Below are 22,372 nucleotides of genomic sequence, written 5' to 3' on the forward strand. Positions count from 1 at the left end.
GCATGCCTTCCACCATTGATCTTGTCGACCGCCCGCGCGTTCTCGTCGCCGGCGGTGGTTACGTTGGTCTTTACGTTGCCCTCGGGCTGCAGAAGAAGATCGCACAGGCCGGTGGCATCGTCACCGTCGTCGACCCCATGCCGTACATGACCTACCAGCCCTTCCTCCCAGAGGTCGCTGGCGGCAACATCGAGGCCCGCCACGTGGTGATCCCGCTGCGTCGGACCCTGCCGCAGGCAGAGGTGATCCAGGGCTCACTCGTCTCGGTCGACCACGCGAACCGCAAGGCCACGATCCTGCTCCCGGGCAACGAGGGCACGGTCGAGATCCCGTACGTGGACATCGTGATGGCAGCGGGAGCGATCACGCGCACCTTCCCGATTCCGGGCCTCGCCGAGAAGGGCATCGGCAACAAGACCATCGAGGAAGCCGTCGCGCTCCGCAATCAGGTCCTTGAGCGCATCGAGTTCGCCTCGACCGCCGCAGACCCGGCCGAGCGTCAGGCCGCGCTCACCTTCGTTGTGGTTGGCGGCGGATTCGCCGGCATCGAAACCCTCACGGAGCTCGAGGACCTCGCGCGCGCGACGGTCGCGGCGAACGACCGTGTGCGGCAGGAGGAAGTCCGCTTCGTCCTCGTCGAGGCCATGGGCCGTATCATGCCCGAGGTCACCCCGGAGCAGGCTGACTGGGTCGTTGAGCACCTGCGCAGCCGCGGCATCGAGGTCCTGTTGAACACCTCGCTCGCCAGCGCTGAGGGCACCCTCAAGCTCATCAACATGCCGGACAAGTCCCCGGCGCAGGAGTTCGCCGCCGACACCCTCATCTGGACCGCCGGCGTCCAGGCCAACCCCGTGGTCCGCTCGAGCGATTTTCCGCTCGAACCGCGCGGTCGCATCCGGGTGCTCCCCGACCTCCGTGTGGCAGGCGACGAGGGCATCGTCGAGAACGCGTGGGCCGCTGGCGACATCGCCGCCGTTCCGGACCTCACGGGCAAGGGCCTGCCTGACGGCACATGCGTGCCGAACGCGCAGCACGCGCTCCGCCAGGCGAAGCTCCTCGCGAAGAACCTGTGGGCTTCGCGTTGGGACCGCCCGCTCGAGGACTACAAGCACAAGAACCTCGGCGCTGTGGCCGGCTTCGGCCCGTGGAAGGGCGTCGCCAACATCAACGTGGTCGGCCACATCGGACTCCACGGCCCGCTCGCCTGGCTCGCCCACCGCGGCTACCACGGTCTTGCGATCCCGACCGTGGAGCGCAAGTTCCGCGTCGGCCTCGACTGGCTCTCGGCCCTCTTCGCCGGCCGAGACAACACGCCGCTCGAGAACCTCGACGACCCCCGTGCGTCGTTCGTCGCCGCGGCGAGCCCGAAGCCGAAGACGATTGCTCCGCCGGTCGAGCCGGCGAAGGTGCCTGCGCAGTAGAGCGTGCTTGCGCAGTAGTCGGCGCACCTAAGGCGAGTACCGCACGACGGCGGCCGCACCCTTACAGGGAGCGGTCGCCGTCGTCGTTTGTCGCCTTGCCGCCGTGACGCGCCTCCAGACTGTAGGCTAGATCGGCGCCCCAGTAGCCCAATTGGCAGAGGCAGCGGACTTAAAATCCGCCAAGTCAGGGTTCGAGTCCCTGTTGGGGCACCATCTGCGCATCCCTTGGCATGTGAGGGTCCATTCGGTTGGTCCCCAGAAGCCTCGCCCCTCATGAAGCGCAATCCCGGCTGGTGTGCAAGCCGTTATGAGGCTGTGACCTGTGGTTCTTCTGTGAATATCAAGCTTGGTCTAGCCTGACGTTGTGATCAGGAACACACCTGCATCCACCTGTCTGGGGAGTCTTGCGCCCTTCGATGGAGGAGAAGAATCGAATGATTGCACGTCATGAGGTAGTTCCCCGCGTCGCCAAGCTAACCGCTCTTGGCGTCGGGGTTGCGCTGCTCGCCACCGCGTGCGGCGGGAGTCCGTCGGGGGGTTCGTCCGGGAGCAGTTCCAGTTCGGCGGCAGGAGGGATCTCATGCCCAGCGCCGAGTTCCGGCGGCGGCCCTCAAGCCTCGGGAGGCGCGACAACCGTTGCGCCGTCGGACGTCCCCAAGTCTTCGACGGCCTCGCCGACGCCCCTCAAGATCGGCACGCTGCTGCCGCAGACCGGTGCACTTGCGTTCCTCGGCCCGCCTGAGATCGCGGGCGTCAACCTCGCCGTCAAGCAGATCAACGATGCCGGAGGCGTGCTCGGACATCCCGTCGAAGCCATTCACCGCGACTCGGGCGACACGACGACCGATATCGCGACCCAGTCCGTGACCAACCTTCTCGGCCAAAACGTGAGCGCCATCGTCGGCGCGGCGTCCTCGGGCGTGTCCCAGACGGTGATCAACCAGATCACAGGTTCGGGCACGGTCATGTTCTCCCCGGCCAACACCTCGCCCGTCTTCAGCACCTGGCCTGCGCACGGCCTCTACTGGCGGACCGCGCCCTCCGACGTCCTGCAGGGCCGCGTCCTCGGCAACTACATGGCCTCGTGCGGCGCCCAGACCCTCGGCCTGCTCGTCCTGAATGACGCTTACGGCACAGGTCTTCGCGACAACGTCGTCAAGGCCTTCCAAGCAGCAGGGGGCAAGGTCGTGGACCAGGAGCTGTTCAACGAGGGCGACTCGCAGTTCAGCTCGCAGGTCGACAAGGTCGTGGCGGCCAAGCCCGACGCGATCGCAGTGATCTCGTTCGACCAGGCCAAGCAGATCGTCCCGTTGCTCACAGCCAAGGGGATCAAGCCGACTCAGATGTTCTTCGTTGACGGCAACACGTCCGACTACAGCAAGGACCTCAAGCCGGGTACGCTCGCGGGATCTCGCGGGACCATCCCTGGAACCTTTGCCTCCGCGGACTTCAAGACGCAGCTCAAGACGATTGACCCGAGCCTCAAGGACTACAACTACGCCGGGGAATCGTGGGACGCCGTCAACCTGATCGCGCTTGCGGCCGAGGAAGCCAAGAGCACGAAGGGCGTCGACATTGCGAAGCACCTTCAGGACGTTTCGGAAGGCGGCCAGAAGTGCTTCGACTTCGCGACGTGCGTGACTCTCCTCCGGCAAGGCAAGGACATCGACTACGACGGCCAGTCCGGTCCGGTGACGTTCGCCTCGAATGGTGATCCGACGGAGGCCTACATCGGTCTCTACGAGTTCGACAACAACAACGTCCCCCAGCCAATCAGCCAGGAATACGGCAAGCTCTCCTGAGCATCGCTTCTGGCAGAAGTGAGCCCCCGGTCCGGACGAGGACCGGGGGCTCACTCTTCGTCAGGCGGCCCGCAGCCCTTGAGGAAGCGTCGCCATCTTGCTACTTGCCCGCGCCCTCGGTGCTACTTGCCTGCGCCGTCGACTGTGTCGGCGAGGGTCCCGAGGTAGAGCTGGATCACCTTCGGGTCGTGGAGTAGCTCTCTGCCCGTTCCCGTGTACGCGTCCTTGCCCTGATCGAGGACGTAGCCGCGGTCGCAGATCTGGAGGCAGCGGCGCGCATTCTGCTCGACCATGATCACAGAAACCCCCGCGCGGTTGACCTCGTGGACGCGCAGGAACGTCTCGTCCTGCTTGACGGGGGATAGCCCTGCCGACGGCTCATCCAGTAGCAGGACGGCGGGATCCATCATGAGCGCCCTGCCCATCGCCACCATCTGCCGCTCACCGCCCGAGAGCGAACCAGCCCGTTGAGTCCGGCGCCGCGCGAGCTCCGGGAACAGATCGGTGACGAAGTCCCAGCGTTCCTTGAAGTTCTTGGGCCGCTGGAACACCCCCATCTGCATGTTCTCCTCGATGGTCAGGGTCGTGAAGACGTTGTTCGTCTGAGGCACGAACCCGACCCCTCGACTCACGAGTTTGTTGGCCTTGAGACCCGTGAGCTCTTGGCCGCGGACGACGACGGAACCCGAGTGGACTTTGACGAGCCCGAACATGGCCTTGAGGAGGGTCGACTTGCCGGCCCCGTTGGGACCGATGATGCCGATCAGCTCGCCCTTGCGGGCCTCGATGCTGCAGCCGTTGAGGATGTTGACCCCAGGCAGATATCCGGCCACGAGATCCCTGACACTGACGACAGCTTCAGCATCGGTGCTTGCCCCGCCCCGAGCATTGGGTGCCTTCGCTGGTTGCGCGCTCATTCGGCGTCGTCCTTTCCGGACTGGGACTCTTGGGACCGCGGGCCCTGCGAATCGGGCCCTCGGTCCTCGCCCTTCGGTGGCTGCACGGTGAGCGTCTCGGCCTGGCCGTCCTCGGGGCCTCCGGAGAGGATCCCGGCATCCGGGGTACCGACGACGGACTCCTCATCGGCTGCAAGGTCGGCTTCGAGCTCCTCGATGCCCTGCATCGAACCGAGGTCCACGTCATGGTGTGCGCCGAGGTAGGCGTCGACGACAGCCGGATCCTTCATGACCTCGGCAGGCGGGCCCTCGGCCACGATCTTTCCCTCGGCCATGACCACGACCCAGTCAGCGATGTGCCGGACCACGTGCATATCGTGCTCAACGAACAGCACGGTCATGCCCTCGGCCTTGAGGTTCTTGATGTGATCAAGGAGGCTCTGGGATAGCGCAGGATTCACCCCGGCCATCGGCTCGTCGAGCATGACGAGCTTGGGGTTCACCATGAGGGCGCGGGCCATCTCGAGAAGTTTGCGCTGGCCGCCGGAAAGGGACGCAGCGTAGTCGTCCCGCTTCGTGTCCAGTTTGAACTTCGCGAGCAGCTCCTCCGCCTGCCCCGTGATGTCCTTCTCCCGCTTCCCCCAGATGCCGCGGAACAGGGCATTCCGGAGCTTCTCGCCGGGCTGTTCGGAGGCGCCGAGCCGCATGTTCTCGATTACCGTGAGCTTGCCCATCACCTTGGTGAGCTGGAAGGTGCGCACCATGCCCATGCGAGCGACCTTGTAGGAGGACATGCCCGAGAGATTGGTCCCTTCGAACTGCCAGGATCCGGAGTTGGGCGTGTCGAAGCCGGTCAGGAGGTTGAACAGCGTGGTCTTCCCTGCGCCGTTCGGACCGATGAGCGCGGTGATCTTGTGCCGCGGGATTTCGAGGTGGTCGACGTCGACGGCGGTGATCCCGCCGAAGCGGCGGGTGACATTGTCGGCGACGACGATCGGATCGCGCTTCTTGCAGCCAGGGCCTCCCGGGCCCTCGGCGATCGGCCGCTCGTCAGTCATGTAGTCGGCCGACTCGGCGGCCGTTGGAGGGTGGCTCATGAGAACGCGAGCTCCTTCTTGTTGCCGAAGACGCCTTGTGGCCTGAAGATCATGAGCAGCATGAGCGCCACGCCGACGAGGATGTACCGAAGCTGGCCCGCCTGGGAGGGGTTGAGCCACGGGAGCACACCGATCTGGATGAGCCCGAAGAGGACGTTCTGGGTGAGCGAAAGGACGATCCAGAAGAGCATCGCGCCGACAACGGGACCGAGGACGGTCGACATCCCTCCCAGCAGGAGGCACGTCCACAGGAAGAACGTGAGCTCCGTGCCGTAGTTGGCGGGCTGGACCACGTCGCGGGGGAGCGTGAAGACGAGGCCGGCGAGGGCTCCGAAGATGCCGCCGATCACGAGCGCCTGCATCTTGTAGGCGTACACATTCTTGCCGAGGGACCGGACTGCGAGCTCGTCCTCGCGAATCCCCTTGAGCACTCGACCCCAAGGGCTGCGCATGAGGAGCCACACGACGATTCCGAGGACTATCACGAGGCCCCAGCCGAATACCCGGTAGAAGAAGTCCGGACTGCTGTAGCCGAGGTAGTTCCCGGGCGGGAACGGGTTGAGGCGGAGGAAATCCTGCCGAAAGCCTGCGAGCCCGTTCGCCGAGCCAGTGACGTCTGTGAGGCTGTTCGTCGTCACGATGTACCGGATGATCTCCGCGGCAGCGATGGTCACGATCGCGAGATAGTCCGCGCGGAGCCGTAGCGTCGGAATGCCGAGGATCAGCGCGAAGGCGACCGAGCAGGCGATCGCGAGGAGGAAGCCGAGCCACCACGGCACCCCGAAGTGGATGGTCGACATCGCGAAGGCATACGAACCGACGGCCATGAAGCCCGCCTGACCGAAGTTGAGCAGTCCCGAGTAGCCGAAGTGCACGGCGAGGCCGAGCGCAGCGAGCGCGTAGGCCGCCGTCGTGGGGCTGACCATCTCGCCGATGGCCTCGTTGAAGATCAGACCGAAATCCATTCCTTGCCCTCCTTAGCCCACTCGCTCGCGGCGGCCGAGGATGCCCTGCGGCCGGAACAGGAGCACGAGGATCATGACAACCAGTGCCCCGACGTACTTGAGATCGGAGGTCAGACCGAAGACGGTCGTGAGCTCCACGAAGATTCCGACAACCACGGACCCCACGAGGGCACCGAACACCGTGCCGAGGCCGCCGAGCGTTACTCCCGCGAAGATCATGAGCAGGATCTGCTGGCCCATGTTGAACGTCACCCCGGGCCGGTAGTAAGCCCAGAGAATGCCGCCCAAGGCCGCCAGCAGGCCGCCCATGACCCAGACGAGGCGGATCACCCGGTCTACGTCGATCCCGCTAGCGGCCGCGAGGGCGGGGTTGTCGGCGACCGCGCGGGTCGCCTTTCCAAGCCGCGTCTTGAGGAGTACGAACCCGAGGATCGCGATCACGACCACGGAGATGAGGAGGGAGACCAGGTTGTTCGGCGACACCGAGACGGGCCCGAGGTCGATGTCTGTGGTCTGCGAGTAGGGCAGCTGCTGAGTCTCGCCGCCGAAGAAGAAGAGGATCACATAGCGCGCCGCGAGTGCGAGGCCGATGCTCACGATCATCATCGGCACGAGGCCCGTTCCGCGCCGTCGGAGCGGCTTCCAGAGGAGGGCGTCCTGGGCGTATCCGAACACGGCACCGGAAAGGAGGCCACCGATGATCGCGAGCCAGAACGGTGCGCCGGCACTGCTGAGCGAGAAGACGACGACGGCGCCCAGCGTCACCATCTCGCCGTGGGCGAAGTTGGTGAGACCCGTGGTTCCGAAGATCAGCGAGAGCCCGACCGAGGAGAGGGCGAGAAGGAGCCCGAAGCTGAGCCCCGCGACGAGCCGGTTGGCGAGGTCTGAGAAGAAGCTGGTTTGGTGCACGGTGATCCCCGCGCCGAAGGCGAAGATCGTGCTCACGTTCGTGGTCTGGTTGAAGGTGACCGTGCGGGGATTCTCCTGGCCCGCCGCAAGCTTTACTCCCGAGGGCAGGGTCGACTCGTCGAGCGTCAGCTGATAGCTGCCCTCGGTGGGCACTGAAATGCTCCACGATCCGTTGGATGCCGAGGTAGTGCTTCCCTCGAAGCCGTTGCCCTTCGCGGTGATCTTGACGCCTGCGAGCGGTTGGCCGGCATTGCGCAGGAAGCCTGAGATGGTGTTGGGGAACTGGGACGTGGAGCCCGGGCTGCTCGATGATCCTGCGCTGTTCGGCGAGGGCGAGGGCGCCGGTGTTGCCTGCGCGGCTGGCGCGACGGCCAAGAAGAGAGCGAACAGGACGCCCAGGAGCATACCTGCCGCCGAGAGCGAACGGCGCAACTTCGAGGTGTGGACGGCGCTCTCTCGTCTATTCAAGTTAGACCTCCGCGATTCCGGGGGCGGAGCTGGCCGGGGTCAGCTCAAGGACGGACCGACGGTGGGATGCGCGGCTTCTTTGTGACGCATCTCACCTGATGGAACGTCATGTTACTCGGCAGGAGCACCGCGCAGCTTGCGCTGGGGGCGCCGAAAGGTAGAGATCAGGTAACGACTATCTTCGGGCCGCTATCGCCGCGACAACGGGGTCGCGGTGCCCCGGGTTCAGAGGTAGAGCCCGAGCTCGCTCTCGCGGCTCTCCGGCTCGGCTACTGCGTGGAGGTCGCGCTCGCGGAGCAGGATGTAGTCCTTGGTTGCAACTTCGACCTCGGAGCGATCCTCCGGGTCGAACAGGACACGATCGCCCACCGAGACCTGCCGGACGCTCGGCCCCGCAGCCACAACCAGCGCCCACGCGAGCCGGCGGCCGAGGCTTGCCGTCGCCGGAATCACGATTCCGGAGGCCGAGCGGCGCTCGCTGGCATCCTTGTCGAGCTGCACGAGGATCCGGTCATGGAGCATGCGCAGGGGAAGTCGAGATGGCGTGGCGGGCGAGACGTCGTGGGCCGTGCGTTCTGGGCTGTCGGGGTGAGACACGGAGACAGTCTAGTGGGGCCTGGGAACTCGACCACGGTGGTGCTCGTGCACTTGATAGCCTCTGAACGCAACTCCATCACCGCACCTGATCTAGGAGTGACCCATGGCCCTTGGTGGCAACCCCGTCTTCCGGGGCAAGAACTTCAGAAGTGCCGTCACGGCGGCACCTTCCGCCCCGCCATCTCCCTACGCACCGCCCATGACGGCCGAGCAGCTTGACGAGCTCTACCGTGCTCCGTCGGCGGGGCCGGCAGAGACCGGCCGCATCACGTACGACGATGTCATCGTCAAGACGCTCGTGTGCCTCGGTGCCGTCGTACTCGGCGCAGCCGTCACCCTCGCGGTCCCGCAGCCGATCGCCCTTGGCCTTACGCTTGTGGGCGCGCTCGGCGGCTTTGTCCTCGGACTCGTCAACACATTCAAGCGCGAGCCGTCGCCCGCACTTGTCCTCGCCTACGCAGCGCTCGAGGGGCTCTTCCTCGGCGGCCTGACTCTGCTGCTCGACCGTGTGGCACCAGGCATCGGCCTTCAGGCCGTGCTCGGCACGTTCGCCGTCGCCGGCGCCACCCTTTTCCTCTACCGCAGTGGAAAGGTCCGCGCCACCCCCGGACTCGCGAAGTTCTTCCTCATCGCGGTCGTTGGCTACCTCGCCTTCAGCGTCGTGAACCTGTTCCTGATGCTGTTCGGCGTCGTTCAGAATCCGTGGGGCCTGCGAGGGATCACCGTCTTCGGTATCCCGCTCGGAGTCGCGATTGGGCTCCTCGCAGTCGTCCTCGCGGCGATCTCGCTCATCTTCGACTTCAACAGCATCGAACAGGCCGTGAAGGCTGGCGCTCCCCGCCGCGTCGCCTGGACCGCTGCCTTCGGCCTCACGGTCACGCTCGTGTGGCTGTACACCGAGATCCTGCGGATCCTCGCGATCGTGAACAGCAACGATTAGCCCAGAGGATCGATGAAGAGGCGGCCCGCGGAGAGCTTCCGCGGGCCGCCCCTGTGGTGACTGGGTGGGGCTATGCGAGGCGCCTCGCGCCGTCGGCCGGGGTCACCGTAAAGAGCCTCGGCGCCCGGAAGCCGCGCTCGGCGAAGGCTGTCAGGACGGCGTCTCGGACCCGGTTCTCGTCGTCGTGGGGGACGAGCGCGATAGCGGAGCCGCCGAAGCCCCCGCCAGTCATCCGCGCGCCGACCGCACCGGCCGCTCGGCTCGCCTCAACCGCCGCGTCGAGCTCATCGCAGGAGATCTCGAAGTCGTCCCGCATCGATGCATGGCTCGCGTCGAGGAAGGAAGCGATGGCCGCCGGCCCTGAGGAGCGGAGAGCAGCGGCACTGTCGAGCACCCGCTGGTCCTCGGTCACGACGTGCCGCACGCGGCGGAACGTCGTCTCGTCCATGAGGCCGCGCGCCTCGTCGAGGTCGTCGACCGAGACGTCTCGGAGGGCCTTGACCCCGAGCACCTCGGCTCCGAGCTCGCAGGCCTCTCGGCGATTCGCGTAGCCTCCGTCCGCATGCGAGTGGGCCACGCGGGTGTCGATGACAAGGGTCACGAGCCCGGCCGCAGCGGCGTCAAAGGGGACGAGCTCAACGCTCTGGTCCCTGCAATCGAGGAATACCGCGTGGCCCGACCGGCCGCGCAGCGAGGCCGATTGGTCCATGATGCCGGTCGGTGCGCCAACGAACGCGTTCTCGGCCCGCTGGGTCGTGAGCACGAGCTGCTCGGCGTCGAGCCCAGCCCCCGTCACCTCGTTGAGGGCGGTTGCGACCGCGCATTCGATCGCGTGGGAGGACGAGAGCCCTGCCCCGAGGGGTACGTCAGAATCGAGGACGAGTTCGAAGCCGGGCACTTCGATCCCGCGCTCTTGAAAAGCCCACACGACTCCCGAGGGGTAGACGCTCCAGCCTTGGGCGCGGTCCGCCCGCAGATCGCCCACAGAGAGCTCGGTGACCCCGCTCTCGGCGCCAGCCGTCGAGAGAAGCCGCATCACGCCGTCGTCACGGACGCGCAGGGCCACGCGTGCGGCGAGGTCGATGGCGAACGGCAGCACGAATCCCTCGTTGTAATCGGTGTGCTCGCCGATGAGGTTCACGCGCCCGGGAGCAGTCCACACTCCGTCGGCTGTTCCTCCGAAGACCTCACCGAAGGCGGCCGTCACGCGTTCCACGTTCGGGCTCAGCGGGCCCTGCGGGCTCATCGGCGTGCCTCCGAAACCGCATCCCGGAGCCTGGCGGCGACGTCTTCTGCCCGAGTGTCGTTGATGAATGCGCCCATGGCGGCCTCCGATCCGGCGAGGTACTTGAGTTTGTCTGCGGCGCGGCGCGGTGAGGTGAGCTGGAGATGGAACCGCGACGGAGGCCGGAGTACGGGATCGATCGGCGCTTGGAACCAGGCGGCGATGTATGGGGTCGGCGTCTCGTACAACCGGTCGACGCCACGGAGGAGCTGGAGATACATGTCCGTCAGCTCGTCCTTCTCCTCGCCGGTGAGGCCAGCGAAGTCGGCCACGTGCCGGTGCGGCACCAAGTGGACCTCGACGGGCCAGCGGGCAGCGAAGGGGACGTAGGCGCTGAAACTCGAACCCTCGAGGATCATGCGTGCTCCGTCCGCCCGCTCGCGGTCGAGCAACGACCCGAGCAGCGTCTGCTTTCCGTCGTTCGCGTCGAAGTGTCGACGAGCAGCTTCGGCGAGCTGGGCCCCGCGCGGCGTGAGATAGGGGTACGCGTAGATCTGCCCATGGGGATGGTGCAGCGTGACGCCGATCTGGGCGCCGCGGTTCTCGAAGGGGAAGACCTGCCGGATCCCGGGGAGAGCGCTCAGTTCAGCAGTTCGGTGGGCCCACGCCTCGACGACCGTGCGAGCTCGCGAGTAGGGGAGTTCAGCGAAAGAGCCTTGGTGCTCGGGCGTGAAGGACACGACCTCGCAGCGGCCAAGGGCAGGTGCAGTCTCGCCCCACGGCAGCGCGGAGGGCAGCTCTGCGACGGCGGGACCGAGCGAAGGGAAGCGATTCTCGAAGACGACGACGTCGTAGTCAGGGTCGGGGAGTTCCGACGCGAACGACGGCGTGCTCGGGCACAGCGGGCAGGCGTCGGCGGGCGGAAGATGGGTCCGCGACTGGCGGTGGGCAGCAACGGCAACCCAGTCGCCGCTCAGGGCGTCGTAGCGCAGTTCGCCGGGGGCAGGACGGGGCGGGAGGTCCCGAGCGTCCTGGACGGGTGATCGGCGGGGAGCTCCTGGATCGTCGAAGTAGATGAGCTCGCGCCCGTCGGCAAGAGTGCTGCGCGTGACGGGGGAGAGGCCGGCAGTGGTGGTCATGCGTGGCTCCCGATAGTGGAGGTGTCGGCAAGGATGACGTGGGGGATTCGGTCGTCGAGCTCGCGGCGGGCAACGTCGGAGAGCCCTGTGTCGGAGATGAGCGTGTCGGCACGCTCGAGGGGCGCGATCTGAGCCAGGCTCAGGAGGCCGTACTTCGTGCTGTCGGCGAGGACGATGAGCCGCGCTGCGGCGTCCGCGGCTGCCCTGTTCGTCTCAGCCTCGAGGAGATTCGGGGTCGTCAGCCCTCCGCGGGGATGCAGGCCATGGACCCCCATGAAACACAATTCGACGTGGAGCTGAGCGAGCGAAGCAGTCGCGAGGGGGCCGACGAGGGCCTCTGACGGCGTGCGCTCGCCACCCGTGAGGATCGTGCGGACGGAGTGTCCGAGGGCCTCTGCGACCTTGATCGAGTTTGTCGCGACCGTCAGGTCCGGAATGGTCGGGAGGAGCTTGGCGAGTGCGAACGTCGTCGTACCCGCTGTGACGAACAGCGTCGAGCCGGGTCTGACCAAGGCTGCGGCCTCCCGGGCAATGGCTGACTTCGTGTCCGCATGGTGCCCGAACTTCACCTCGAAGCCGGGCTCGGCGAACGCGAAGTCCACCACGCGTGCTGCACCGCCGTGAACTCGCCGCGCGAGTCCGAGGTTCTCGAGCTGCTCGATGTCCCGGCGGATGGTCATTTCCGAGACCGAAAGCGAGCTCGCGAGCTCTGCGACCCGGACCGCCTCACGCTTCTCTAGCTCCGCCACGATGCGCGCATGACGCTCTGCTGCCAGCACGGTCGCCCCCTCTATGCCAAGCTGCTCGCCGTCCTGCAAGTCCAAGCTTGAGAGGTCACAGCAACCAAAGATTTCTAACAAAAGATAACATTCCAGCCGTCCAAAGGGAAGAGCCAGTTTGGGCGCCACGGCGCGTTGGGTGCGGTGAATCTGCGGAGCCGGACAAGGGCTAACGTGGGGGGACATGAGAGCCCCGACCCCTTTCCAGACCCGTCGACCTGCTGCGACGGGGCGCCAGTACCGCATTTCGCGAGGTGGGAGTGCAGCCGTCATCACCGAGCTCGCAGCAGGGCTGCGCTCCTTCGAGATCGACGGCGTGCAGCTCACCGAGACCTACTCCGACGGTCAGATCCCTCCGGGTGCGGCGGGCATCACGCTCGCGCCTTGGGCCAATCGCATCGAGGACGGGCGCTGGATGCTCGACGGCACTGTCCAGCAGCTCGACATCACCGAACCGTCCAAGAACAACGCGAGCCACGGGCTCCTCCGCAACACCGGCTATGAGCTTCTCGAACACGAGGACGCACGCGTGGTGCTCGAGGGCACTGTCTTCCCTCAGCATGGCTATCCGTTTCTGGTCCGGCACCGTGTCGAGTACCGCATCGACGACGCCGGCGGCCTCCACGTGCGGCAAATGCTCGCGAACGATTCGGAGCAGTCCGCGCCGTTCGTGCTCGGCGCTCACCCGTATCTCCGGCTCGGCGACGTCGAGACGGGAGAACTCACGCTTACCGTGCGGGCCGAACGACGGCTCGTACCGGACGAGCGCCAGATTCCGCGGGCGACGGCGGCCGCCGACGGGGAGTGGGACCTTTCGGCTGGACGACGCGTGGGCACGCTCGACCTCGACTCGGCCTACACGGGCCTCACGTTCGAGGGAGGGGCCGCCCGGGCGACGCTCACCTCGCCGGACGGCAGGTCTGTGTGGCTTTGGCAGGACATTCGCTGCCGCTACACGCACGTGTTCGTGACGCGCCGCTACCCGGGGCGTGACATCGCCGTCGCCCTCGAACCGCAGACCGGGCCGGCCAACGCCTTCAACAGCGGCGAGGATCTTGGGTGGCTGGCTCCAGGGGGCCAATCTGCCATGGAATGGGGCATCGGGGCCGCGCTCTGAGACGGCCGGGGTGACAGGATGGGCAGATGGACGCCTCCGACGCACCCCGGACCGACGCCCCCGATCCCGCCGCGGATCCCACCACCCTGCCCGACGGTCCGACACCTGCCCATCGCCCATCTCACGTTCGGCCCGTAACCGATGCCGACCTGCCATTCGCGCTGCGCATCGCAGCCGCGTGGTCCTGGCGCCTGGCGATCATCATCGCCGTCGTCAGCGCTGTCCTGTGGGGGCTTGCCCACCTGAGCTTCCTCGTGATCCCCGTCCTCGTTGCGGCGCTCCTTGCAGGCCTCCTCAGCCCTGTTGTCGCGTGGCTCCGGCGCGCACGACTCCCGCGCGGCCTCGCCGTGGCCGTTGCCGAGCTCGGCTTCATCGGCCTCGTCGCGGGTCTCCTGACGCTGGTGGGCCGTCAGATCACGGCGGGCCTCGCCCAACTCTGGGGCCAGGCGCTCGCAGGCCTCAGCGAAGTTCAGAAGTGGCTCGCCGAGGGTCCGCTGCAGATCACGGCCGCGCAGCTCCAGACGTACATAGACAACGCCCAGAACGTGCTGCAGAACAACCAGAGCGGGCTGCTCAGTGGGGCGATCAGCGTAGGGAGCTCTGCGGGGCACATCATCGCCGGCGCGCTCATCGCGCTCTTCGTGCTCATCTTCTTCCTGCTCGAGGGAGAGCGGATCTGGCTGTTCCTCGTCGGGCTCCTGCCGAGGGCCGCCAGAGCCGCCACTGATGGCGCCGGCCGGGCCGGTTGGGTCTCGCTCGTGAGCTACGTCCGGGTCCAGGTGCTGGTCGCCGCCGTCGACGCCATCGGCATCGGGGTGGGTGCCGCAGTCCTCGGCGTCCCGCTGGCGCTCCCGCTTGGGATCCTCGTCTTCGTAGCCTCCTTCGTCCCGGTCGTCGGCGCTCTCGTAAGCGGCGCCGTCGCCGTCCTGCTCGCACTCGTTGCCAACGGCCTCGTCAACGCCCTCATCATGCTCGCGATCGTCATCCTCGTCCAACAGCTCGAGAGCCATGTGCTGCAGCCGCTTGTCATGGGACGCGCCGTCGCCCTCCACCCGGTCGCGGTCATCCTGACTGTCGCCGCCGGCTCCTACCTCGCGGGCATCCCGGGTGCCCTCTTCGCCGTGCCTACGCTCGCCGTCGCAAACTCCGCCGTTCGCTTCATCTCGTCCCGATCATGGGAAACTGATAGGGCGCTAACCCGTCCGGAGCCCCCCTCCGAGAACCCTGGCGCCGCAGAATCCTCCGAAACCCCCTAGGAGCTGGCCCGATGAATGTCCTCTCGACCCTCGCTGTGACGCTGGACGATGTCCTCGCTGCACAGGAGCTGCTCGAGGGGATTATTGCGAGGACACCGATCGAGACGTCGCGAGCGCTCGCTCAGGTTACGGGGTCAGAGGTCTTCTTCAAATGCGAGAACCTCCAACGGGCTGGTTCGTTCAAAGTCCGGGGCGCGTACGTGCGAATGGCCCGCCTCAGCGCAGAGGAGCGCGAGCTCGGCGTTGTTGCTGCCTCGGCAGGCAACCACGCCCAGGGTGTTGCAGTCGCAGCCAAGCGGCTTGGCATCCGGGCACGCATCTACATGCCCCTCGGCGTGGCGCTCCCCAAGCTCCAGGCGACCCGAAGCCACGGCGCGGAAGTGGTGCTCCACGGCCACAATGTCGACGAGGCGCTCGCCGAGGCGAAGCGCTACGCCGAGGAGACGGGGGCTGTGTTCGTGCACCCGTTCGACAACGCGGATGTGGTCGCGGGCCAGGGCACGGTGGGGCTCGAGATCCTCGAACAGATCCCTGATGTGGACACGATCCTCATGGGCGTGGGCGGTGGCGGGCTGCTCGCCGGGGTAGCTGTTGCAGTCAAGGCCAGAGCCGCACAGCTCGGCCGCGAGATCCGCGTGATCGGTGTGCAGGCGGAGAATGCCGCGGCCTACCCGCCGTCGCTCGCTGCCGACGCCGTGGTCCCCCTCCAGAAGGTGGCGACGATGGCGGACGGCATCGCCGTCGGCCTTCCCGGCCAGATTCCGTTCAGCATCATCCGCGAACTCGTCGACGACGTCGTAACGGTGAGCGAGGATTCGCTCGCCCGCGCACTCATCTTCCTCCTCGAGCGCGCGAAGCTCGTCGTAGAGCCCGCGGGGGCAGTCGGCGTCGCGGCGCTCATGGACGGCAAGCTCGCTGAGCTCGGCATCAATGCCAAGAAGACGGCGGTCATCCTCTCGGGCGGCAACATCGATCCGATGTTGCTACTCAAGGTGATCCAGCGTGGCCTCTCGGCCGCCGGGCGGTTCCTGACAGTGCGGATGATGCTCGACGACCGCCCAGGCTCGCTAGCGACCATCTCGCGCATCATCGCCGAGAACGACGCGAACGTCACGGGCGTCGACCACACCCGCGTCGGTGGCTCGATCGCCATGGGCGACGTCGCGATCACGATCGACATGGAGACCAAGGGCCACCAGCACTCGGAGCAGGTCCTCGAGGCGCTGCGGGCGGAGGGCTTCCAGCCGATCGTGATGCACGTCTGAGCCAGCACAGACGACGGCGGCGCCGCACCCCTTGAAGGGCCGGCGCCGCCGTCGTCGCTCTGGGTAGGGGATCAGCCCGCGTAGGGGGTAGCCGAGATGATCTCGACCGGGATCTCCTTGCCGTTCGGCGCAGTGTAAGAGAGCTTCTCGCCCTGCTTGTGGCCGATGATGGCCGCACCGAGCGGTGACTTCTCGCTGAAGACGTCGATCTCGGCGTCGCCCGCAATTTCGCGCGAGCCGAGCAGGAAGCGCTCCTCGTCACCCGCGATCTTCGCGACGACAAGCATGCCCGGTTCGACGACGCCGTCGTCAGCGGGCTTCTCGCCTACCTGGGCATTGCGAAGGAGCTCCTGCAGCTGGCGGATGCGGGCCTCGATCTTGCCCTGCTCCTCCTTGGCTGCGTGGTAGCCGCCGTTCTCCTTGAGGTCGCCCTCCTGGCGGGCCGCCTCGATCCTCTCGACGATCTCGTGACGGCCGGCACCTGAGAGGTGGTCAAGCTCGGCCTTCAGGCGGTCGTACGCCTCCTGCGTGAGCCAGGCGCCGCCATGGTGGGTGGTGGTCATCTCGTCTCCTCAATATGTCCGTGCACGTTCCTGCACGGCCTTCCATGCAAAGACCCCGCCGGAGTGCTGCCGCGATCCCGGGTCGAACCCGGTCCGCCTGCTGCCACCGACGGGGCACTGGTATTAGTCCATTGTAGTGATCAGGTCAGGCGATCCCAAGCTGGACTGAGGTGCGTGTCACATCCTCTGTATCTGCTGAACGAGATCCAGGCGCGTCAGGTTCCCTTGACCCAGCATGAATCGATCGAGACCGAGACGGCCCCGGTTTGGGTGCGGAGCACGACGTGCGCCTGCTGCGTCGTCTGGCCCGAAGCGCCTGCCACAGGCCCGAATTCCAGCTGCTTCCAGCCGACGACACCGAACGAACTGTCCTGCGCCTTCACCGTGCAGTACGCGGTCTGAGAGGCATCCTTGGTGACCTCGATGTCCTCCGTCGCATGCCATGGATCCGGAGTCGTGAAGCTCACGTCTTTGAAGGAGACCGTCGCATTGTTTCCGCTCCAGGCGAACAGCGCAACCCCGATGACGACGACGACGAGCACGACGGCTGAGACGATAAGGGCGGCGCGCCGGGACATCTTGCGTCGGGGCGCCCCATAGCGATCTCCGTACCTTGCGCTGCCACCGCGGGCGTATCGCGAGTCGGCTGCTGCTCCGGGGCTTTGAGTCACCTGACTATTCTAGGAGACGTGTCTGCAAACAATGACGCGCTCCGCCCAGCGGACAACGACTCGCTCCGCCTCCTCGCCGTCCACGCCCACCCCGACGACGAGTCGAGCAAGGGCGCGCCGATGATGGCCAAGTACCTCGCGGAGGGCCACGAGGTCATGGTCGTGAGCTGCACGGATGGCTCACGCGGGGACATCCAGAACCCCGCACTCCTCGACTACCCGCACGCGGATCGGGACATGGGCGGCGTCCGGCGGCTCGAGATGGCCGAGGCGCAGCGCATCATCGGCATGCAGCACCGCTGGCTCGGATTCACCGACTCCGGCCTGCCCGAGGGCGATCCGTTGCCGCCGCTGCCGTGGGGCGCGTTCGCGACGTTCCCGCTGCATCAGGCAGCAGCGCCGCTCGTCCGGCTCGTGCGCGAGTTCCGGCCGCACGTCGTCGTCTCCTACGACGAGAACGGCGGCTACCCGCACCCGGACCACATCATGGCCCACCGCGTCGCTGTCGAGGCCTTCCGGGCTGCGCCTCTCGCAGACGAGTACCCGGACGCCGGGGAGCCGTGGGCGCCGTCGAAGCTCTACTACGATGTGCCGTTCAACGTCCGCAAGTACGAGACCTTCCACCGGGCGCTGCTCCAGGCGGGGCTTGAATCGCCCTACGCACGATGGGTCGCCTCGGCCACGGAGGACGACGCCGAAGGCCACCATCCGTGGGCAGCCCGGCACCCCGTGACGACGCAGGTCGAATGCGGCAAGTACTTCGAGACCCGTGACCGAGCGCTCGCCGCGCACGCCTCCCAAGTGGACCCGAACGGCTCCTTCTTCGTCGTCTCGCTCGAGCTGCGGCAGCGCCTGTGGCCGTGGGAGGACTACTCCCTCATTTCCTCCTCCGTCGGGTACCCGAAGGACGGCCAGACCGAGGAGGATCTCTTCGCGGGGCTGCGATAGTTTCGCACGCTAAGATTGTTGGGTGCATTCTCTGTTCCTGGCCCTCGCCGCCACGCCCAGCCCTACTGATTCGGGGACGCTCCGCCCGGGCCTGACCGAAGACCAGATCACCCCCGGAATCTGGGGATTCCTCTCGACGGCGTTCATCGTCGTCCTCATGCTGCTGCTGATCGTCGACATGGTGCGCCGCCTACGCCGCGTCCGCTACCGGAGCCAGGTCGAGGAGGAGCGTGCCGCCGGCGAGGCGCCCGAGGTCCGCGGAGACGCCGACGAAGTCGTGGCCGACGACGCATCGGCCGACACTACCGTCCCCGGGGTCTCCGGCGAGGGGACTGCGACCGAAGACGGGGCCCGAGACGAGCCTTCCCCCAGCCGCGGCCCCAAGGCCACGCGCTAGGCGCCGCTCAAGCGACTTCGCAGCCCCAGCCGGGGCCTCAAGGTGCACTCGGCAATGTGTACTCGGCCGGGTTCCGGGGGAGACTCGGAGGTATGGCGAACAGACTTGCCGGGAGTCCCTCGGCCTATCTCCGCCAGCACGCGGCGAATCCCGTGGACTGGCAGCCCTACGGCGACGAGGCATTTTCCGAGGCCAAGCGACGCGATGTTCCGGTCTTCATTTCCATCGGCTACGCCGCATGCCACTGGTGCCACGTCATGGCCCACGAGTCCTTCGAGGATCGAGCCACGGCTGAGGCGCTCAACCAGCGCTTCGTGAGCATCAAGGTAGACCGGGAGGAGCGTCCCGACGTGGACGCCGTCTACATGGCCGCGTGCCAGGCGATGAGCGGCCAAGGGGGCTGGCCGCTCAGCATCTTCGCTCTTCCAGATGGCCGAGCCTTCTACGCCGGCACCTACTTCCCCCCGCTCCCGTACCCCGGACGTCCAAGCTTTCGTCAGATTCTCGACGCCGTGTGGGAGGCCTGGACCGAGCGCCGCGAGGCCGTCGAACAGCAGGCGGCGGCGCTCGCCGAGGGGCTCGGCGGGGTGTTCTCCGCGCACCTGCTCGACGTCGAAGCCCCTGCAGGCGCAGTCGAGCCGCAAGCACTCGACGCCGCTGTCGCGGGCCTGATCCGAACGGAGGACCCAGAGCACGGCGGGTTCGGCGGCGCCCCCAAGTTCCCGCCGTCGCCCGTTCTCGAATTCCTCATCCGGCACGCCTCAGCCACATCCTCGTCAGGCGGCAGTGCAGAGGCTGCACGCGCCCTCGCGGGGCGCGCGCTCGCCGGCATGTGCCGTTCCGCACTTTTCGACGCCCTCGGCGGAGGCTTCGCCCGCTACTCCGTGACCGCCGACTGGTCGCTTCCGCACTACGAGAAGATGCTCTACGACAACGCGCAGCTCCTGCGCGTCCTCGCGCACTGGGTGTGGCTCGGCGGCTCGGACGAGTTCCCCCGAGAGGAGGCACACGAGGCCGCGGCCCTCACCGCGGACTGGCTAATTCGCGAGCTCGGACTTCCGGAGGGCGGCTTCGCGTCGTCACTCGACGCGGACTCCGAGCGTGACGGTCGCAGCGTGGAGGGCGGCTACTACGTGTGGACGCGTCGGGAACTCGCCGAGGCTGTGGGCCGGGAGCACGCGGACGCCGCCGTGCGACTCGCCTCGGTGTTCGGGCTTCCCATCGGGGAGCACTCCGACCACGGGGCACCTCTGCACCCGGGGCGCGCCCTTGACGTGGGCGAGCGAGAGCTCCTGGAACGTCATCGGGCTACACTCCTCGCCGCACGTGCACGCCGCACACCGCCCGGCCGCGACGACAAGGTGGTCGCGGGCTGGAACGGTCTTGCCGTTGCCGCCCTCGCGGACGCGGCGTGGGCCCTCGAGCGGCCCGAGCTGCTCGACGGGGCGCGCCGTGCCGCTGAACTCCTCGCGACGGTTCACTGGGACGGAGAGCGGCTCCTGCGCGTCTCTCACGCGGGATCGGCGGCGGGCATCGAGGGTCTCCTTGGCGACTACGCCGGCTGCGCCGAGGGTGCGTTCAGTCTCTACGGCGCGACGGGGGAGGAGCGGTGGTATGCGTGGGCGGAGGAGCTCCTGGAGGTGGCCGCACGGCGTTTCGTCGCTGACGGACTGCTCTCTGACGAAGCGGTGGCCTCCGGAGAGGCGTCCGCCGGTGTTCGGATAGCACTTGCAGGAGCGCGCACCCTCGACCCCCACGACAACGAGACGCCCAGTGGCGCTTCGCTCCTCGCAGGTGCCCTGCTCGCCCACGCCGCCTACAGCGGCTCCGCTCAGCACCGGGCGCTTGCGTCATCGATCCTCGCCGGGCTTCCGCGGGTGCTCGCCCAAGGGCCTCGGGCCGCCGGGTGGCTCCTGGCCGTCGCCGAAGCCGCGTTTGCTGGCCCGGTGGAGATCGCCGTCGTCGGCCGCCCTGATGGCAACCGACGCCATCTGGTTGCGGCAGCGTTGGCCGCGCCCAGCCCCGGGCGCGTCGTCGCTGTGGGCGACCACGAAGCCGCGGACGAACGGATCCCGCTGCTCGCCGGCCGTCCAGGAGGCCCCGATGGCGCCCCACTCGCCTACGTCTGCCGCGACTTCGCGTGCCGCCTTCCCGTCAGCACGCCCGAGGAGCTGGGTGAGCAGTTGCGGGCGGGGGGATGAATGCGTCTCAGAGGCCTGGAGCGCCCAGTATCGCGACCATGATCGCGACGAAGTGCACGGCAAAGCCGGCCACCGTGAAGGCGTGGAAGAACTCATGGAATCCGAAGTGGCGCCAGCTGAAGTTGGGGCGGCGGATCCCGTAGAAGACAGCCCCCGCGATATAGAACGCACCTCCGATGCAAACGAGGATCGCGGCGGGGACATCCGCGGCGAAGAACTGGGGGAGGAACAGGAACGCCGCGCAGCCGAGGGCGATGTAGATCGGCACGTAGAGCCACCGCGGTGCGGCAACCCAGATCACGCGGAAAAGCACGGTGAGCGCCGCGGCTCCCCATACTGCGATGAGGAGCCCGAGGGCCGTGGGGCGTGGAAGAAGCACCCACGAGAGCGGAGTGTAGGTACCTGCGATGACGAGCACGATATTCGTGTGGTCGATCCGTTTGAGGATCGCCTTCACGCGGGGCGACCAGTTTCCGCGATGGTAGACCGCCGAAACGCTGAACAGGGCCAAGCCGGTGAACGCGTAGACGGCGCAGGCGATCTTCCGGTCAGGGGTAGGGGCGAGGGCCACGAGGACGATGCCGGCAACGAGGGCGAGGGGCGCAGCTACGGTATGTATCCAGCCCCGCCACGAAGGCTTGAGTGCTAGGAGCTCGGCGCGGGTCACCGCGTGCTGCCGCATGCCTCGAGTCTAGCGCCCACGGGTACAGGTTACTTCTGAGTAGGTGCGGGCCTCGGGCCCTGACAGACACCGCCGGAGGGGTCTGGACGCTGTCCCGCTCCGCTCTGCCGGTAGGCTGGTGGCCATGCTTCCCGGCTTCCTCTACGGCTACTACGAGCGCCGGCTGCAGCGCGGCCTGACGCCGGAGAGCATCCCCGGCCACATCGGGGTCATGGTGGACGGCAACCGCCGTTGGGCGAGGCAGTTCAATGCGCCCAGCGCACAGGGCCACCGGGCCGGCGCGGACAAGATCCACGAATTCCTCGGCTGGTGCCGCGAACTCGACGTGCGAGTTGTGACCCTCTACATGCTCTCGACCGATAACATGAACCGCTCGAGCGAGGAACTCTCGGAGCTCACGGAGATCATCGCGGAAACGCTCGACCGCCTCGACGACGATCCGAACGTGTCCGTCCACGCCATGGGGGCACCGGAGCTTCTCCCGGACCACCTCGCGGAGCGGCTTGCGCGATTGACCGCGAAGCCGAGCCCCTCAGAACCCCTCCACGTCAACGTTGCTGTCGGCTACGGCGGGCGGCGCGAGATCGTTGACGCCGTGCGCGACCTCCTGCGCGACGCCCTGGCCCGGGGCGAGGACATCGCCGCGCTCGCCGAGCGGCTCGACGTCGACGACATCTCCCGGTTCCTCTACACGGCGGGCCAACCGGATCCTGACCTCGTGATCCGCACATCGGGTGAGCAGCGCCTGTCCGGCTTCCTCATGTGGCAGAGCGCCTACAGCGAGTTCTACTTCTGCGAGGCGCTCTGGCCGGCCTTCCGCAAGGTGGACTTCCTCCGCGCCCTGCGCGACTACGCGGGACGCCAACGTCGCTTCGGTTCGTGAAGGATGCCCAGCCGTTCCCTAGCCGTGATTCAGGCAACATGCCCACCACGTTCATTTCCCGGCAACCTTACGCGGCGTAGTGTTGCGCCATCGGGGGGCATCCGCTCCCCGAGCGGGGAGGCCGAATTGGGCGTTGCGTTTGCAGCTGCTC

At 67.2% G+C, this 22,372-nt stretch carries 21 protein-coding genes and 1 tRNA gene; 11 read left to right on the plus strand and 11 right to left on the minus strand.

The window, feature by feature from the left end:
* The first annotated feature begins 2 nt into the window (after positions 1–2).
* The 3 genes from LK10_RS13095 to LK10_RS13105 all read left to right on the plus strand — a co-directional run bounded on the left by LK10_RS13095 (position 3) and on the right by LK10_RS13105 (position 3,223).
* Complete coding sequence (locus tag LK10_RS13095; protein ID WP_052207332.1) at positions 3–1,421, plus strand: NAD(P)/FAD-dependent oxidoreductase; 1,419 nt, start codon at positions 3–5, stop codon at positions 1,419–1,421.
* A 136-nt stretch (positions 1,422–1,557) separates the two neighbouring features.
* Positions 1,558–1,634, plus strand: a tRNA-Leu gene (locus LK10_RS13100).
* A 221-nt stretch (positions 1,635–1,855) separates the two neighbouring features.
* Positions 1,856–3,223, plus strand: a complete 1,368-nt coding sequence (locus tag LK10_RS13105) for an ABC transporter substrate-binding protein (protein ID WP_043124420.1) — start codon at positions 1,856–1,858, stop codon at positions 3,221–3,223.
* Between the two features lie 122 nt (positions 3,224–3,345).
* Here the strand turns inward: LK10_RS13105 and LK10_RS13110 are convergent, their stop codons facing one another.
* The 5 genes from LK10_RS13110 to LK10_RS13130 all read right to left on the minus strand — a co-directional run bounded on the left by LK10_RS13110 (position 3,346) and on the right by LK10_RS13130 (position 8,080).
* On the minus strand, positions 3,346–4,140 hold the full coding sequence (locus LK10_RS13110; RefSeq protein WP_043124421.1) for an ABC transporter ATP-binding protein: 795 nt from the start codon (positions 4,138–4,140) through the stop codon (positions 3,346–3,348).
* Positions 4,137–5,216, minus strand: coding sequence for an ABC transporter ATP-binding protein (locus LK10_RS13115; protein ID WP_043124424.1), 1,080 nt, complete (start codon positions 5,214–5,216; stop codon positions 4,137–4,139). Before LK10_RS13115 ends, LK10_RS13110 begins: the two co-directional genes overlap by 4 nt.
* The gene (locus tag LK10_RS13120) at positions 5,213–6,181 is read right to left on the minus strand and encodes a branched-chain amino acid ABC transporter permease (protein ID WP_043124427.1); all 969 of its coding nucleotides are present in this window, start codon (positions 6,179–6,181) and stop codon (positions 5,213–5,215) included. The genes LK10_RS13115 and LK10_RS13120 overlap by 4 nt, the downstream gene beginning before the upstream one ends.
* Positions 6,182–6,193: 12 nt before the next feature.
* Positions 6,194–7,495 (minus strand): branched-chain amino acid ABC transporter permease, encoded by a 1,302-nt coding sequence (locus tag LK10_RS13125; RefSeq protein WP_043124430.1) that lies wholly within the window; start codon positions 7,493–7,495, stop codon positions 6,194–6,196.
* Between the two features lie 288 nt (positions 7,496–7,783).
* The gene (locus tag LK10_RS13130) at positions 7,784–8,080 is read right to left on the minus strand and encodes a GroES family chaperonin (protein ID WP_052207313.1); all 297 of its coding nucleotides are present in this window, start codon (positions 8,078–8,080) and stop codon (positions 7,784–7,786) included.
* 178 nt (positions 8,081–8,258) lie between these two features.
* Between LK10_RS13130 and LK10_RS13135 the strand changes: the two genes are divergently transcribed.
* Positions 8,259–9,095, plus strand: coding sequence for a Bax inhibitor-1/YccA family protein (locus LK10_RS13135; protein ID WP_043124434.1), 837 nt, complete (start codon positions 8,259–8,261; stop codon positions 9,093–9,095).
* Between the two features lie 70 nt (positions 9,096–9,165).
* Here LK10_RS13135 and galK read toward each other — a convergent pair whose 3' ends face one another.
* From galK to LK10_RS13150, 3 genes are read right to left on the minus strand one after another with little or no spacing between them, the layout of a single operon-like run.
* Positions 9,166–10,341, minus strand: coding sequence for a galactokinase (gene galK / locus LK10_RS13140; protein WP_052207314.1), 1,176 nt, complete (start codon positions 10,339–10,341; stop codon positions 9,166–9,168).
* A complete protein-coding gene (galT, locus tag LK10_RS13145) occupies positions 10,338–11,459 on the minus strand; it encodes a galactose-1-phosphate uridylyltransferase (RefSeq protein ID WP_043124437.1) in 1,122 nt (373 codons plus the stop codon). The genes galK and galT overlap by 4 nt, the downstream gene beginning before the upstream one ends.
* Positions 11,456–12,238: a DeoR/GlpR family DNA-binding transcription regulator gene (locus tag LK10_RS13150; RefSeq protein WP_043124535.1), complete on the minus strand. Its 783-nt coding sequence runs from the start codon at positions 12,236–12,238 to the stop codon at positions 11,456–11,458. The genes galT and LK10_RS13150 overlap by 4 nt, the downstream gene beginning before the upstream one ends.
* A gap of 184 nt (positions 12,239–12,422) precedes the next feature.
* Here LK10_RS13150 and LK10_RS13155 point away from each other — a divergent pair, with 184 nt between their 5' ends.
* The 3 genes from LK10_RS13155 to ilvA are packed head-to-tail and all read left to right on the plus strand — an operon-like array spanning position 12,423 to position 15,876.
* Positions 12,423–13,355, plus strand: coding sequence for an aldose 1-epimerase family protein (locus LK10_RS13155; RefSeq protein WP_043124439.1), 933 nt, complete (start codon positions 12,423–12,425; stop codon positions 13,353–13,355).
* Positions 13,356–13,381: 26 nt separating this feature from the next.
* On the plus strand, positions 13,382–14,611 hold the full coding sequence (locus tag LK10_RS13160) for an AI-2E family transporter (protein ID WP_052207315.1): 1,230 nt from the start codon (positions 13,382–13,384) through the stop codon (positions 14,609–14,611).
* 11 nt (positions 14,612–14,622) lie between these two features.
* Positions 14,623–15,876 carry a threonine ammonia-lyase gene (ilvA, locus tag LK10_RS13165; RefSeq protein ID WP_043124442.1) on the plus strand — a complete coding sequence of 418 codons (1,254 nt, stop codon included), beginning with the start codon at positions 14,623–14,625 and terminating at the stop codon, positions 15,874–15,876.
* A gap of 71 nt (positions 15,877–15,947) precedes the next feature.
* Here the strand turns inward: ilvA and greA are convergent, their stop codons facing one another.
* Both greA and LK10_RS13175 read right to left on the minus strand, forming a co-directional pair.
* Complete coding sequence (greA, locus tag LK10_RS13170; RefSeq protein ID WP_043124443.1) at positions 15,948–16,439, minus strand: transcription elongation factor GreA; 492 nt, start codon at positions 16,437–16,439, stop codon at positions 15,948–15,950.
* A 215-nt stretch (positions 16,440–16,654) separates the two neighbouring features.
* Positions 16,655–17,110, minus strand: a complete 456-nt coding sequence (locus tag LK10_RS13175) for a DUF4307 domain-containing protein (RefSeq protein WP_156144165.1) — start codon at positions 17,108–17,110, stop codon at positions 16,655–16,657.
* 18 nt (positions 17,111–17,128) lie between these two features.
* Between LK10_RS13175 and mca the strand changes: the two genes are divergently transcribed.
* The 3 genes from mca (at position 17,129) to LK10_RS13190 (ending at position 20,656) form a co-directional block, all read left to right on the plus strand.
* Positions 17,129–18,058: a mycothiol conjugate amidase Mca gene (gene mca, locus LK10_RS13180; RefSeq protein ID WP_043124445.1), complete on the plus strand. Its 930-nt coding sequence runs from the start codon at positions 17,129–17,131 to the stop codon at positions 18,056–18,058.
* A gap of 22 nt (positions 18,059–18,080) precedes the next feature.
* Entirely contained in the window at positions 18,081–18,455 is a 375-nt protein-coding gene (locus tag LK10_RS22655; RefSeq protein ID WP_043124447.1) for a hypothetical protein, read from the plus strand.
* A gap of 92 nt (positions 18,456–18,547) precedes the next feature.
* Positions 18,548–20,656, plus strand: a complete 2,109-nt coding sequence (locus LK10_RS13190; RefSeq protein WP_043124448.1) for a thioredoxin domain-containing protein — start codon at positions 18,548–18,550, stop codon at positions 20,654–20,656.
* A gap of 7 nt (positions 20,657–20,663) precedes the next feature.
* Here LK10_RS13190 and trhA read toward each other — a convergent pair whose 3' ends face one another.
* The gene (trhA, locus tag LK10_RS13195; RefSeq protein WP_043124449.1) at positions 20,664–21,338 is read right to left on the minus strand and encodes a PAQR family membrane homeostasis protein TrhA; all 675 of its coding nucleotides are present in this window, start codon (positions 21,336–21,338) and stop codon (positions 20,664–20,666) included.
* 124 nt (positions 21,339–21,462) lie between these two features.
* Between trhA and LK10_RS13200 the strand changes: the two genes are divergently transcribed.
* Entirely contained in the window at positions 21,463–22,221 is a 759-nt protein-coding gene (locus LK10_RS13200) for an isoprenyl transferase (RefSeq protein WP_043124451.1), read from the plus strand.
* Positions 22,222–22,372 lie beyond the last annotated feature (151 nt).

This window comes from Sinomonas humi (genome assembly GCF_000802235.1).
GTDB lineage: Bacteria > Actinomycetota > Actinomycetes > Actinomycetales > Micrococcaceae > Sinomonas > Sinomonas humi.